Genomic DNA, 13909 nt, shown 5'->3' with positions numbered 1-13909 from the left:
ATTTCCAAACATTTGAAAAGCCCATATTCTTCTTACTCAAAATAAAGTCAGGCTATCGGTGTTCCATTAGGTAATGGGCTATCCGGTGAGAGCAAGACAACATCGCCTTCACCAGGCAAGCCGCCAAGCACAAGTACTTCAGAGACAAAACCGGCAATCCGCCGAGGTGGGAAATTAACTACAGCAACGACCTGTTTGCCAATGATCATGTCAGGCGTGTATCGCTGAGTAATCTGAGCGCTGGAGCGTTTAAGACCAAGTGGTCCGAAGTCGATCGTCATTTTAATAGCGGGTATGCGAGCCTTGGGGAAGGGTTCGGCTTCCACCACGGTACCAACCCGGATGTCATGCTGCATGAACTCTTCAAAAGTAGCCATAGGGGTAGATCTCCTTTCAACTATTGGGGACTATTATAAATGAAAAATCAACAAAAAATCCAGATTACGCAGTATCGTAACCTGGATTTCTGTTGCGTTGCATTGCGCAAATTAAGCGCCGTTCCAATTTTCCCCGGTGAGGTATTTCTCAGTGAGGATGGATAACATCTGAATACCTACTTCATTATGTCCGCCTTCTGGAATAATGATATCGGCATACTTTTTGGATGGCTCGATAAAAGCATCGTGCATTGGTTTTACCGTTTCGAGATATTGTTTGTACACGGATTGGATCGTGCGTCCGCGCTCTTCAATATCCCGCAGGACTCTCCGTAGAATCCGAACATCGGAATCAGTATCAACAAATACTTTGATGTCCATCAGACTGCGAAGATGTTCATCAATCAGCACATGCAATCCTTCTACAATGACAATATGGTTCGGTGCCAGTTCAACCGTCTCATTGGCAGCACGATTATCTATGGTGAAGTCATATACGGGAGCATACGCCGCTTGGCCTTTTTTCAACAGGGTGAGATGCTCAATCAACAGATCATTATCGAATGCAAACGGGTGATCGTAATTGGTGAGTCGGCGTTGCTCAGGTGTGAGCTGCGACTGGTCTTTGTAATAATTGTCTTGGGATATAAACGTAACTTTAGCTGATCCCAGACGGTCTATGACGGAGCGAGCTACCGTCGTTTTACCGGAGCCGGTTCCTCCGGCGATACCAATAATGAGCATGGTTGTTCCATAAGCCTCCCTAAAATGGCAGCATGATGAATGGATAAAAGCGCATCAGAAATCCTTCGTTCATGGCCTTTATCCACATGTCTGTCTCTGAATACACAATTCTTTCATTGTACCATAGCAGACGGCTTTTTTCATCTTGGTGTATGGACCATGTTTTGCCTTCAGGGGCTTTATGCTTGTTAAAATTCATTTACTGCATGTCTTTGGATGATACTCCCCGCGGTGACTCCCATAGGGCCAGCAGGCGATGTCCGATGGAGCTTTTTGTGAACATATTCAGGATGACATAACCAAGGACACATCCTGTTGTATTGGCTATCAAATCGTTCAGATCAGTGCTGCGACCGTTGCCTAAGGTCGCTCGAAGCAGCAACTGTGTTATTTCAATGAGGAAACTTACGCTCAATCCTGCGAATGCTGCTGTTCGTATCGAGTGAATCCAAGGCTTGATGAAAGGAAGCATGAACCCCAGTGGCATAAACAGCACAATGTTGAGGAGAAAGCTTGGTGCATCCGCGGTCAGGAGCGGAATCCATTGAATGCTTTGATACCATGGAGTTTGATTGGCATAGATTCCGATGTTCACGTCGATAGGGAAAAATACAAAGTGCATAACGCCCAACATATATATGGCAAATGCGAGCATCGACACATACTGTCTGACCGTATACCTGGTTTTGCTCACCCTGGCGTGGATCATCAGGGCAAGCAGGACCAGAACGAATAATGGGCCAAGTACGATGGGAGATGAGATTGAATATTGGATGGACATGGAATGGCTCCTTCATAAGGAAATGAGATCAGGCTATTGAAGCTGAATCTTCATTTCCATTCCCTTGATGAATTGAGTGTCTTTAACCTCTTCCGTAAAATCATCCTTGATCTCGAAAGGTTTTACTATCAGATATTTTACATCCTTGGCAGTTGTGGCATATATGCGTTCCGATTTCAGTTGGTTACCCTCGTATAGGCCTTCGCCGCTGAGAGCGGTTAGCTGCCGCTCCTGATCATCATAGACGGCAAATCCGACGTGACTCAGCTGTTCCTGCTCTTTTGCCGTAAGAGTACTCTTATCGTTCAAACTGATAACAGTAGTTAGACGGGTAGTGACAGGGGTAACCACAGCTTCCGTAACAGCGGCAGTATACAAATTGTTGGTCATGGCTGTATTAGGCAGAACCTGATGAATGTTTTCTGTTGATTTGGCAAATGGAACCGTCAGCTCGAACTCATGATCGATGCCCTGCAACGTCAATTGAACCTTGGCGTCGAACTGATCCGGCAATTGTGCCGTTCCCTGATCGGAGGAAATGACCTGCTCAAAGAGCAGTGTATTTGGCTGCGTTTCTCCTACCGAACTATAGAACAGTCCGCTATTCGAAAGGGACCCGTCGACTTTGAAAAAGACATTCTCAATACCACTGCTCAGTTTCACGATGTCCTTGCCATTGTCATATTCACCCTGATTCAGATTAGGCGCAGTGAAATGAACCAGAAATGCAGCACGGGTACCATCATAAACTGTTTCAAGGACTTCCAGCTTCACATCCTGGTAAGCAACCTTGCTGTTAACAGGGGTAGTCAAGCCGTCGTTGCCCGCCGTTCGCAGACCCATATCGGCTTCGATTGAGCTGAAGAGGCTGCCCACGAGTGGGATATTGCGCAAGGAGGCAGCCATGGCCGGTGATACAAAGCCGGATGCAAATACGGTCACGCCCAATACTCCGGCTGCGATCGTCGCAGCTACAGCCTTGTGCCATCGCTTGTGCCGCCGACTGGAGCGCAAAGTTTGTTCCGTTTTCAATGTGTTTGGGGACGCCGGCAGAGAATCCAGTGTGGCATCAATCCGGTTACGCACGAGTTCAGACATCAGAGGACGCTCCTTCGCTTGGTTCTTTAATTCCTGATCGATATTAAACGGGTTTGACATGTAAGTTTACCTCCCGAAAATTTTTGAATTTCTGATATAACTCCTGCCTTGCCCGAGTAAGTCTCATTTTCACTGCACTTTCGGAAATATTGAGGGCATCGGCGACTTGACGCAGGGACAGGTCCTCAAAATAATGCAAAACGACAACAATTCGTTTCGATTCCTCCAGACGGTCTACCGCTTCTCGCATATCGACCTCATCGTAGGGACTGGAATGCTCCTGCTTATCTGAAGGTACTTCCGCATAAGCGGTGGAGAGAGAGCGGCGGGACAGCATCGTGTTACATTCATTGATGAGGATGCGAAACAGCCAGGTTTTGAAATACCGGGGTTCCCGGAGTGTATGCACCGATTTGTATGCGTTCAGGATTGTCTCCTGAATGGCATCGGCCACGTCCTCCTCTTTTCTCAGCATGGATTTTGCCGTATTGTACAAAGAGTTTTCAATGTCTCGAATAAGCCGGATAAAGGCTTCACGATCTCCTTGGATGGCCTGGTTAACGAGATCGGTTGAACCCATGGATAACAGCTCCTTTCGTATTGGAGGGATGAAGCCAGCACTTGGCTGGTTTTTCCCTAAGATTGGATGATTGACTTTTTCAAAAACAGCACTATAATAAACTTATATTCATAACACGGACTGTTACTGGGGAAACCAGGCATGACCGAATTCGATTGCTTTACTGTAATCGCTTTCGGTCTTTTTTTATTTTTGTTGGGGGGTGAGAACATTGAAGGTTATCAAGAAAGTAAACAATAACGTAGCCATCGCTATTAATGAACATAACGAAGAGGTTTTTGTCGTAGGTAAAGGGGTCGGATTTCTGAAAACTCCCTATGAGCTGACGGAGACGGACTTGGTGGAAAAAATATTCGTAGCACCAAAGAACATCCGGATGTATGATCTGCTGAACAGTATTCCGATTGAGGATATTTATCTCGCGGAGGAAGTCATTAAGCTGGGCAGTCAGATCCTGAATAAAACATTTAACCCGAATCTGCTTCTCACCCTGTCCGACCATATCAGTTTTGCATTAACCCGAACGAGAGAAGGTATCCGTATCAAAAATCCGCTGGAATGGGAAGTGCGGACACTCTATCCGGACGAGACCCGGGTGGGGGAGGATGCGCTGAAGCTGATTCAGGAAAAAACGGATATCGCTCTGCCAACAGCCGAAACAACACTGATTGCTCTGCATTTTGTTAATGCACAGGTGGGCTCTGGAGAGATGACGGATACCACGAAGGTAACCACAGTTACGGGCGAGATCCTGTCCGTGATCAAATATGCTCTCAAAATTGACTTTCAGGAGGATTCCATCCATTTCATGCGTTTTGCCACACATATCCGGTATTTCATTCTGAGGCAGATGAGCGGTAAATCGCTCAAAGACGAGAATGAATCTCTGTTCCTGATGGTGAAGGAGAAGTTTCCGAAAGAACTGGCTTGTGTGGAGAAGATTGCTGATTTCCTGAAAAATAATTACGGCTGGACCTGTTCGGATGATGAAAAATTATATCTGATCTTGCATATTCAACGATTGATCTCAAATGAACCAACGGAATGAACTAGTGAAGGAACTAACCGAATAATCCATATTGGACTGTTACTGATTCGATCAGGCATGACCAAGCGTAGGGAATGACGATTCCCCGGCTTGGTCATTTTTTATATATCCAATTTATTCATGTAGAGGAGAAGGGTCATGAACAACAAAGACTTGGCTAAAAACGTACTTGATCTCGTTGGCGGCGAGCAAAATATATCGGGTCTGACACACTGTGCAACCCGTTTGAGATTCGTATTAAAGGATGATAACAAAGCAGACCTCAAGGCGCTGGATCAGCTCGAAGGCGTGCTCAAGGCACAAAATTCCGGTGGACAGGTTCAGGTTGTTATCGGTGCCAAGGTAGATGCAGTCTATAGTGAAGTGAGAAATCTAACCTCTGACAAGATTGGCGAGCTTACGGAGTCTACAGACAGTGGACCGAAAAAGAGACGTAACCCCGTCAATGTAGTGCTTGAAACCATCGCAGGTATATTCACACCTGTTCTGCCAGCACTTGTTGGTTGCGGGATGATCAAGTGTTTGGCTACGGTTATAACTGCCATGGGTTACCTGGAAGGCTCCGGTTTCCTGACGATCATTAACATGATTGGGGACTGCATTTTCTACTTTATGCCATTCTTCCTGGCTGTTAGTGCAGCAAATCGTTTCAAAACCAATCCCTACTTGGCGGTAGCTCTTGCTGCGGGATTAATGCATCCAACCATTTTGAACGCTGCGGCTCAGATTGCTGAGACGGGTGTAAATAGTATCGATTTTCTCGGCATGCCGATTCTGCTTATGAAATATTCCTCTTCCGTCATTCCAATCATTTTGGCGGTATGGATTATGAGTTATGTGTATCCGATCGTCAATCGAGTGATTCCCAAGTTTCTGCAGGTCCTGCTTACCCCAATGATTGTTTTGTTTATTATGATTCCAGTGGAACTAATCGTGCTTGGCCCAGTAGGTTCATATATCGGTGACTGGTTGACCAATGGTATCAACTCATTGTTCTCAACCGCAGGTGTTCTTGCTGGTGCCATCCTTGGATTTTTCAAACCAATTATGGTCATGTTCGGTATGCACTATGCGATCATGCCGATTCAGGTTCAACAAGTGGCTACACTTGGTGCAACAGTGCTGTTACCAACAGCACTGGCAGCGAATTTGGCTCAGGCTGGAGCAGCCTTCGGTGTGTTTGTACTGACGAAGAGTAAAACGATGAAATCAGCAGCTGCTTCGAGTGGATTTACCGCTTTGTTCGGGATTACTGAGCCAGCGATCTATGGTGTTACGCTCAAATATAAACGTCCCTTTTTCGCAGGTTGCCTGGCAGGTGGATTAGTCGGTGGATTCTACAGCTTGGTGCATACAACAGCGAATGCAATTTCACTGCCAGGTGTATTGGCAATTGGCACGTATACATCAGATCGTTACATGTATGTCGTTATTGGTTGTATTGCCGCAGTTGTACTCGGGTTTGTGTTCACGCTGTTGGCGGGCATCAAGGAAGATACAGATGGAAATAAATCGCAGCAACAAGCTACGAATAAAGTAAATAGCAATCAAACAGCCGTTGCCACAGAGGCAACTACAGCGTCCGTATCATCACTGACATCCACGTCTTCTGACATGCTTATCGTTAGTCCAATGACAGGGGAGATCAAACCGATCTCTGAAGTGGAGGATCAAGCGTTTGCCCAAGAATTGATGGGTAAAGGCATTGCAATCGTTCCGACAGATGGCAAGGTATATGCTCCATTTGACGGGGTAGTCGAAGCGCTTTATCGCACCAAACATGCCATCGGATTGAAAGCTGCGAATGGTGTCGAGATCCTGATTCATATCGGAGTGGATACCGTCAGTCTGAAAGGGAAATATTTTAACGCCCATATCGAACAGGGACAGACAATCAAGGCAGGGGATTTATTGGTGGAGTTTGATCCGGAGGGCATTACGTCAGCAGGATATAACACGATTACATCGATTGTGGTAACCAACATGCAACAGTACGGAGATGTGCTGACTACAGCGACCAGCGGCCCGATCCGGGAGAGTGAACCTTTGATCAAGCTAATCCCCTAGAACCTTAGATAAGACCATTTAAATAACACGTATCTAACAGGAGGAAACTAAAATGACTCATTCTAATTTTCCAAAAGATTTTTTGTGGGGCGGGGCGCTTTCTGCCTGTCAGGCTGAAGGTGCTTATAATGTGGACGGCAAGAGTCTGACCATTCCCGAAGTGATGAAGTTTAACGAGAAGAACGACCGCAAGGTGACCAAACAGATCAGAGTGAATTGGGAGATGATAGAAGAGGCCCGGAACGACCCGGATACGGTTAAATATCCAAAGCGCCGGGGGATCGATTTCTATCATAACTTCCGTGAGGATATCGCATTATTCGCCGAGATGGGCTTCAAAGTGTTCCGTTATTCCATTTCTTGGGCCAGAGTATTTCCAGGTGGCGACGATGCCGCTCCGAACGAAAAGGCACTAGAGTTCTATGATCAGGTTATTGATGAATGTCTGAAACAGGGCATGGAGCCCCTGATCACCATTAGCCACTTTGATACACCGATTGTACTGATGGACAAGTTCGGAGGATGGTACAACCGCAAGCTGATCGATCTGTATGTGAACTATTGTGATGTGCTGTTCAATCGCTACAAGGGCAAAGTGAAATATTGGGTGACGTTCAACGAGATCAACATGAGCGTGAAGGCATCTGCCAAGACGCTGGGAATCATTGATTATGATGCACCGAATTATGAGGAAATGCTGTTTCAGGGATTGCATCATCAATTTGTAGCTGCGTCCAGAGCAACCAAGATGGCCCATGAGATTGATCCGAATAACCAGATCGGAAGCATGGTGGCATATTTTACAACGTACCCATACACATGCAAGCCGGAGGATGCACTTCAGATGCAGCAGGATGATCAGATGAAAAATCAATTCTATCTGGATGTGCTCAATAAAGGCGAGTACCCTTATTATAGTAAAACGTATTTCAAAAACAAGGAGATCCGGTTGAACATCGAGGACGGCGATCTGGATAACATTCGCGCACATACGGCTGACTTCGTGGGGATGTCGTATTACAACTCCATGATTTCCAGCAGTGATACCGAACAACTTGAATTAACAGCCGGGAACGTACACAGTGTCTACAAAAACCCGCATTTGCCTGCAAACGAGTGGGGTTGGCAGATTGATCCCATTGGCCTGCGGTATACGCTAAATCTCGTCTATGATCGGTATCAAAAACCGGTCTTCATCCTGGAGAACAGCTCAGGCTTCTACGACAAGCTGAATGAGGACGGAACGATCAACGATCCCTACCGGATTGATTTCCTGAGCAAACATATCGAACAGATGGGACTCGCCATTGCGGATGGCGTCGAAGTGTTGGGTTACACGATGTGGGGGCCGATCGACATGATCAGTTCAGGGACTTCCGAGATGAGCAAACGGTACGGATTTATCTACGTGGATCAGGATGACTATGGCAATGGTACGCTGAAAAGATATCGGAAGGATTCGTTCTTCTGGTATCAGAATGTGATCCGTACCAACGGAGCAGAACTGTAACAGGTCATGAATATTCTGGGCCGAATCAAAAAAATCCCTGGCGGCTTGCTGATTGTTCCTATGCTTGCCGCCGCGGTTATCAACACGATTTTCCCGTCGTTCTTTCAGATCGGAGATCCAACAACAGCGCTGTTCACATCGAAAGGTACCATGGTGCTGATTGGCATGATTTTGCTCGTGTCTGGCACACAGCTCAATCTGTCACAGCTTCTGATGACCTTGAAGAGAGCAGGAGTACTCTGTATTTCACGTATTCTCATCAGCTGCCTGTTCGGCTGGGCATTTGTACACTTTTTTGGCATTAGTGGGGTTGGAGGCGTGTCTGCAGTAGCTTTCATCGCCGTTCTGACCAGTTGTAATCCAGGGTTATATCTGGCCTTGATGAACACGTACGGAGATGATGTGGATCGTGCTGCGTTTGGCATTCTGAATCTGATTGCCGTACCGGTTATTCCGGTCATGATATTGAATTCGGCAAGCGGTGTTGGTATGGATTACCTTAGTGTTCTTGCTACGCTAGTACCTTTTTTTATCGGCATACTTCTTGGTAACCTGGATCGCAACATACAGAAGATGTTCGCTCCGGGAACACTGATTCTGCTGCCTTTCCTGGGTACAAGCTTTGGGTCGAATATTGATCTGCGTATTGCATTTCAATCCAGTCTATCCGGCTTATTGGTCACGGTGTTATTTTTACTGATCTGCATGCTGCCGCTCATTGGAATTGATCGCACGATATTAAGACGGCCCGGTTACGCAGCGGCTGCGACATGTTCGGTTGCTGGATTGTCCATGGTGGTACCATCGATGGCTGCCGGGTTCAATCCGGCGTATGCGCCTTATGTGGACACCGCTATCGCTCAGATTGCGTTTGCCGTGATCCTGACGTCGGTGACCGTGCCTTATATCGTGAAGCGTCTGGCTGGAGGAACAACGACGGAAGTTTCTGCATCAACAAATCACTAGAAAAAACAGCATGTGTTCTGTCAGGTCATGACGGATCACATGCTGTTTTGCTTTGTACATCTATATGTTACAGACCAAGCAATTGTTTAACACTTTCAGCTACCGCTTTGCTGGATTGCGGATTCTGTCCTGTGACTACGCGGCCATCAGTTGTGACATAGGAACTGAATGCAGCAGCTTTATCGTATTGTGCAGCGCGTTCTCTCAAAGCATCTTCCAACAGGAAAGGAACATACTCGGTTTGTTGAGCCAATGCTTCCTCTTCATTCGTGAAGCCGGAAACCGTTTTGTCGTTGATCAAAAGCAGGCCGTTGGACAGCTTCACGTTCAGCAGGGCTGTAACCCCGTGGCACACGCCGGATACAACGCCACCTTTTTCATAGATTTCACGAGAAAGCTCTTGAAGTTCCGCATTGTCCGGGAAATCCCACATCGTACCGTGACCGCCTGTGAAGTAGATTGCATCGTAGTCGCTCGCGTTTACTTCGCCAGGTTTCAACGTGTTCTTCAATTGGTTCATGAATGTTTCGTTCTCAAAATAGGTTTTGGTGCTCTCATCCAGGGAGTCACCGAGACTTTTCGGATCAAGAGGTACGTTACCCCCTTTAGGGCTAACCAGATCGATCTGAACATTGTCATTACGGTCAAACTCTTCAATAAAGTGAGTTGCTTCGCTCAGCCACAAGCCGGTAGGTTCGTCCTTCGTTGCGTATTTATCTACATTTGTTAGAACAACCAGTATCTTTTTCATATAAAAACCTCCCGTAAAGTGTATAACATCAATTTATATTAAATATCACAAAATTAAATTGTGTAAAATCTATTATTTAATATAACATAACCATTTTCTAAAGTAAAATCATGAACGTATCTTCGATCTCTATTGTTACTTTCAAGCGTAGGCGTAAAGAACAATCTAGTAGTAGTAAATATGCCCTTAAGAATGCACGTTTACTTATAATTTTCTTTTTAATTTACTCAATTTGTAAGCGAAGGTAGGCATGTGTAAGGGTTATCAAAATTAATTCAAATTTGATGTTAATTTGATTGTACATCTAGGTCTTTTGATATAAGATGTCGAAAGAAACTACATTATAATGGTACATATTACATATCTAATCGGGGGAAATTGAACAATGAAACGTACAGGAAAATTCGTCACTTCAACGATGGTTGCTGCTATTGCAGCTGTGTCAATCGTGTCTTCAGCCTCGGCAAGCACAATCTCTAATTCGAATATCTCTAGTATTTCTATGGCTAATATTCAAAGTATGGATATCGAAACTGCTTTGATGTTGGTTCAACAAGAACGCACCAAATTATTGGATGCCCAATTGCAGACACAAATTCAGGAAGTACAGAACCGTAACAATTATATTGCAGATTTGAATGCACAATTGTCGATAGCTCAACAAAACGGGGATGAAGCAGCTGTTCAGAAGCTGAAAGGTCAAATTGATGCTGCGAGCAATTCCCAGCAGATGGACATGCTTCGTCTGCAGTCCATGTCCAACAAGCGCAATGAAGCGTTTGATGTCATGACGAACTTTGTCAAAAAAATGCAGGATTCAAGATCATCCATCATCGGTAACATGCGTTAAGAACGGATGATTAACTGCAACAACACAAAAAGAGCGAAGCCGGAATTTAAATTCCGAAACTTCGCTCTTTTTGTATTTCTCTTTTTCTATGATATATCTCATCTAATCCCAAGTTAGCCCGACCAGTCACGACGCCGAGTGAACAGATCCTGCAACTCATCCGTCGACAATTCGGTAATCCAGTTCTCGGAGCTTGTGATGATGTTATCGCTGAGCTGCTGTTTGCTCTCCAACATCTCGTCGATCCGCTCCTCCAATGTACCAAGAGAGATGAACTTATGCACCTGAACATCCTTCGTCTGACCCATCCGATAAGCCCGGTCGGTAGCTTGATTCTCAACAGCCGGGTTCCACCAGCGGTCAAAATGGAACACATGATTGGCTGCGGTCAGATTCAATCCCACACCGCCAGCCTTGATGGACAGAATGAAGACGGATGGTTGCTTATCCTCAGGCAATGTACGGGACTGGAATTCCTCAATCATGCGATCTCGCGCCGTTTTGGACGTACCCCCGTGCAGGTACAATACAGGCTCCTGCAACTCCTGACGCAGTACTTGTTGCAGCATCTGTCCCATACCAATGTATTGGGTGAAAATCAGGCATCGCTCGCCTTCGTCCCTTAATTCCCGGACAAGCTCCATCAGTCGTTCCAGCTTTGCGGAGCGGCTGATCAGCATCGCCATATCTTGCGGGCTGTACACGTCATAAGCAGATTTCAGTGCACCGTCTTCGGGCAGTTCCTCCGGCAAAGCTTCTTTTGTCAGCAGCAGAGGGTGATCACACAACTGTTTAAGCTGGGTTAACGCCGATAGAATGGCACCTTTGCGCTTAATGCCTTCCAGCTCTTTCATTTTATCCATCAGGGCCTGTACGGACTGGTCATACAATGCACTTTGTTCGCCCGTAAGATGAATGTAAGTCTTCATCTCGTTTTTGTCCGGCAGATCAAGCTGGATATTAGGATCTTTTTTCTTACGGCGTAGCATGAATGGTTTCACCAATTGCTGCAGATCCTGCATCCGTTGCTCGTCCTTGTCTTTCTCTATGGCACTGATGAAGCGAGTCTGGAATGCCCGGGCGTTGCCCAGATATCCTGGATTGATAAAGTCATAGATCGACCACAGCTCGGACAACCGATTCTCGATCGGCGTACCTGTCATGGCAATGCGGTGTTTCGCCGGGAAACTGCGAACAGCCAGGGACTGTTTGGTCTGGGCGTTTTTGATATTCTGTGCTTCATCGAGACAGATGCATGACCAGGTATAGGTTTGTAACATCTCCTGATCCAGTGTAGCCGTAGCAAAGGACGTGATAATAATATCCACCTGCTCGGTCTGCTCCCGGAATTCTTCTCCACTTAATCGGCGTGCGCCATAATGCAGACTGACATTAATGGAGGGTGCGAAGCGGCTAATTTCCTTTTGCCAGTTGCCCAGTACGGAGGTTGGGCAGATCAGAAGTACCGGGGCTTGTCCCGGCTTACGTGGTTCATGATCCTTGATGTGTAACAGATACGTGATGAACTGAATGGTTTTCCCGAGACCCATATCATCGGCAAGACATGCCCCAAGTCCGAATCTGCGCAGGAAACCAAGCCATGCAAAACCTTCCTTCTGATACGATCGCAGCTCGGCATGAAGCCCTGTCGGAATGGGCAGGGAAGGTGCGCCGCCTTGTCCGCCCCCGAGTTGTGCAATAACCCGGTTCAGGTGCTCATTCAGTTCTACTTCCAGCCGAATGTTCTGATCATCCTGTGGTTGCTGGTCTTCCTCGGTTTGTTGTCCTTCCTTCCATTTCTGGTTGCGATATTCTCGTTGCTCATTATGCAGCAGATGCAGGTGTAGAATATCCTGGAATGAGAGTCCCTGTTCCCGATCTACACCGCCCATGGCACGACGTATCTGTTCTAGCAGGTCGGGGTCGAGAGGAACCCATTCTCCACGGAAGCGAACCAGTCGTTCATTACGGGCAACAAGGTCGGCGAATTCATCTTCGCTAAGATCCGTGTCACCAATCGCAATGCGCCAGTCAAAATGAATAATCGAGTCCAGTCCAAAGAACGACTGTCCCCGTTCACTGCCTTCCTCCGGCTGCACCTTAGCACGCAGCTTTGGTTTCTTCTTACGGGCTGCTTCCCACCAACCAGGCAGCAGAACTTGCCAGCCCGCTGCGAGCAACCTGCCGCTATCCTGCGTCAGGAACTGCCAGGCTTCCTGATCTCCCAAAGGATCACTCAGCACATCCCGACTACCACTAATGGAGCTTCCAAGACGGGGCAGATGTGCACGCAGCTGATCCAGCCATCCGGCGGAGCGATCCAGAATGAACGGTGTCCATACCTCTGGCCATTCGCCTTCAAGTCTGCCGCGTGAATCCAGCATGACGGGCACCAATACAGCGGCATCCAGCTTGTTCTGCAACACCAATCGCAGCCGCCAAGATGGCTCATCCTCGTCCGGCTCCTGCAATTGCAGCATGGGTCTGAATGGTGCGGCATCTGCTTTCCAGCCAATGGATACGAGCCAGGACTGAGCATCCATCCCGGCTGTCTTGGGTAGAGTGCCGCGCTCTGGGAACAACTGCGGGAATTCACGCCGCAGATCGGTTGCCGCTTCCTCCGAACTGTACCAGCGCTGGAACACAAAGGCGGAGTAGGCCGCCCCGAGTCCCTCGGCATAACTCTCGTCGGTCTGTTGAATCGCCTTGGTAAGCGATGCCCGCTCCTGCTTTTTCAAGCTATCCGGGTCCCAGGTCCACTGAAGCTGTCCTGCACGGTAGGCCTCGAAGCTAGGTACGTATTTGCGTTTTTCGATAGATGCCGCGAGCGCGGGAGCCAGTCGAATCAGATGTTCCGCTTGTTCGCCCCACTTCCATTCAATATGAAGCAGCGTATGCATCTCGGCAAAAAAGGGAATCACTTCTTCCGCAGGCAGAACAACCAACTCAATCTCCTCAATCTGCCGAACTTCCAGTTCGGTCCCGTAGAAGGAAGGCGCATGCCAAGCGAACAATCGCTGCTTAAGCGACTGTCCCGGTACAAAGTGGTGTGTGTTGAGTGCTCCGTAAAACAAAGCATCGCCATATCCGGTTAAAGCGACGTGAACCTCAATCGTTTCAGTGTAAGGATGAATTAA

Annotated in this window: 12 protein-coding genes; 5 read left to right on the top strand and 7 right to left on the bottom strand. The window is 47.1% G+C overall.

Going from position 1 to position 13909, the window contains the following annotated elements; genetic code table 11:
* Positions 1-47: 47 nt before the first annotated feature.
* From csaA to IFU39_RS28395, 5 genes are all read right to left on the bottom strand, one after another.
* Positions 48-377, bottom strand: coding sequence for a chaperone CsaA (gene csaA / locus IFU39_RS28415; protein WP_192136154.1), 330 nt, complete (start codon positions 375-377; stop codon positions 48-50).
* A 111-nt stretch (positions 378-488) separates the two neighbouring features.
* Positions 489-1121: a uridine kinase gene (gene udk, locus IFU39_RS28410; protein ID WP_036616377.1), complete on the bottom strand. Its 633-nt coding sequence runs from the start codon at positions 1119-1121 to the stop codon at positions 489-491.
* 199 nt (positions 1122-1320) lie between these two features.
* On the bottom strand, positions 1321-1902 hold the full coding sequence (locus IFU39_RS28405; protein ID WP_192136152.1) for a VanZ family protein: 582 nt from the start codon (positions 1900-1902) through the stop codon (positions 1321-1323).
* 33 nt (positions 1903-1935) lie between these two features.
* Entirely contained in the window at positions 1936-3060 is a 1125-nt protein-coding gene (locus IFU39_RS28400; protein WP_192136150.1) for a DUF4179 domain-containing protein, read from the bottom strand.
* Positions 3044-3580: an RNA polymerase sigma factor gene (locus IFU39_RS28395; protein WP_192136148.1), complete on the bottom strand. Its 537-nt coding sequence runs from the start codon at positions 3578-3580 to the stop codon at positions 3044-3046. The genes IFU39_RS28400 and IFU39_RS28395 overlap by 17 nt, the downstream gene beginning before the upstream one ends.
* Before the next feature lie 211 nt (positions 3581-3791).
* Between IFU39_RS28395 and IFU39_RS28390 the strand changes: the two genes are divergently transcribed.
* The 4 genes from IFU39_RS28390 to IFU39_RS28375 all read left to right on the top strand — a co-directional run bounded on the left by IFU39_RS28390 (position 3792) and on the right by IFU39_RS28375 (position 9171).
* Positions 3792-4628, top strand: coding sequence for a PRD domain-containing protein (locus IFU39_RS28390; RefSeq protein WP_192136146.1), 837 nt, complete (start codon positions 3792-3794; stop codon positions 4626-4628).
* Between the two features lie 138 nt (positions 4629-4766).
* Positions 4767-6695: a beta-glucoside-specific PTS transporter subunit IIABC gene (locus IFU39_RS28385; RefSeq protein WP_192136144.1), complete on the top strand. Its 1929-nt coding sequence runs from the start codon at positions 4767-4769 to the stop codon at positions 6693-6695.
* A 52-nt stretch (positions 6696-6747) separates the two neighbouring features.
* Positions 6748-8205 (top strand): glycoside hydrolase family 1 protein, encoded by a 1458-nt coding sequence (locus IFU39_RS28380; RefSeq protein ID WP_105602212.1) that lies wholly within the window; start codon positions 6748-6750, stop codon positions 8203-8205.
* 6 nt (positions 8206-8211) lie between these two features.
* Positions 8212-9171: a 2-keto-3-deoxygluconate permease gene (locus IFU39_RS28375; RefSeq protein WP_192136142.1), complete on the top strand. Its 960-nt coding sequence runs from the start codon at positions 8212-8214 to the stop codon at positions 9169-9171.
* 67 nt (positions 9172-9238) lie between these two features.
* Here IFU39_RS28375 and IFU39_RS28370 read toward each other — a convergent pair whose 3' ends face one another.
* Complete coding sequence (locus tag IFU39_RS28370) at positions 9239-9922, bottom strand: type 1 glutamine amidotransferase domain-containing protein (RefSeq protein ID WP_192136140.1); 684 nt, start codon at positions 9920-9922, stop codon at positions 9239-9241.
* 385 nt (positions 9923-10307) lie between these two features.
* On the opposite strand from IFU39_RS28370, the gene IFU39_RS28365 reads away from it, so the two are divergent.
* Positions 10308-10772: a hypothetical protein gene (locus IFU39_RS28365; RefSeq protein ID WP_274599304.1), complete on the top strand. Its 465-nt coding sequence runs from the start codon at positions 10308-10310 to the stop codon at positions 10770-10772.
* A gap of 113 nt (positions 10773-10885) precedes the next feature.
* On the opposite strand, the gene IFU39_RS28360 is transcribed toward IFU39_RS28365, so the two are convergent.
* Positions 10886-13906 carry an SNF2-related protein gene (locus IFU39_RS28360; RefSeq protein WP_192136236.1) on the bottom strand — a complete coding sequence of 1007 codons (3021 nt, stop codon included), beginning with the start codon at positions 13904-13906 and terminating at the stop codon, positions 10886-10888.
* Positions 13907-13909 lie beyond the last annotated feature (3 nt).

The sequence above is a fragment of the Paenibacillus sp. CFBP 13594 genome, assembly GCF_014842675.1.
Taxonomy (GTDB): Bacteria; Bacillota; Bacilli; order Paenibacillales; family Paenibacillaceae; genus Paenibacillus; species Paenibacillus amylolyticus_B.
This window is presented reverse-complemented; position numbering and strand designations above follow the sequence as displayed.

Coding starts and splice junctions, on each gene's coding strand:
- csaA (WP_192136154.1), bottom strand. CDS start 377: ATGGCTACTTTTGAAGAGTTCATGCAGCATGACATCCGGGTTGGTACC.
- udk (WP_036616377.1), bottom strand. CDS start 1,121: ATGCTCATTATTGGTATCGCCGGAGGAACCGGCTCCGGTAAAACGACG.
- IFU39_RS28405 (WP_192136152.1), bottom strand. CDS start 1,902: ATGTCCATCCAATATTCAATCTCATCTCCCATCGTACTTGGCCCATTA.
- IFU39_RS28400 (WP_192136150.1), bottom strand. CDS start 3,060: ATGTCAAACCCGTTTAATATCGATCAGGAATTAAAGAACCAAGCGAAG.
- IFU39_RS28395 (WP_192136148.1), bottom strand. CDS start 3,580: ATGGGTTCAACCGATCTCGTTAACCAGGCCATCCAAGGAGATCGTGAA.
- IFU39_RS28385 (WP_192136144.1), top strand. CDS start 4,767: ATGAACAACAAAGACTTGGCTAAAAACGTACTTGATCTCGTTGGCGGC.
- IFU39_RS28380 (WP_105602212.1), top strand. CDS start 6,748: ATGACTCATTCTAATTTTCCAAAAGATTTTTTGTGGGGCGGGGCGCTT.
- IFU39_RS28375 (WP_192136142.1), top strand. CDS start 8,212: ATGAATATTCTGGGCCGAATCAAAAAAATCCCTGGCGGCTTGCTGATT.
- IFU39_RS28370 (WP_192136140.1), bottom strand. CDS start 9,922: ATGAAAAAGATACTGGTTGTTCTAACAAATGTAGATAAATACGCAACG.
- IFU39_RS28365 (WP_274599304.1), top strand. CDS start 10,308: ATGAAACGTACAGGAAAATTCGTCACTTCAACGATGGTTGCTGCTATT.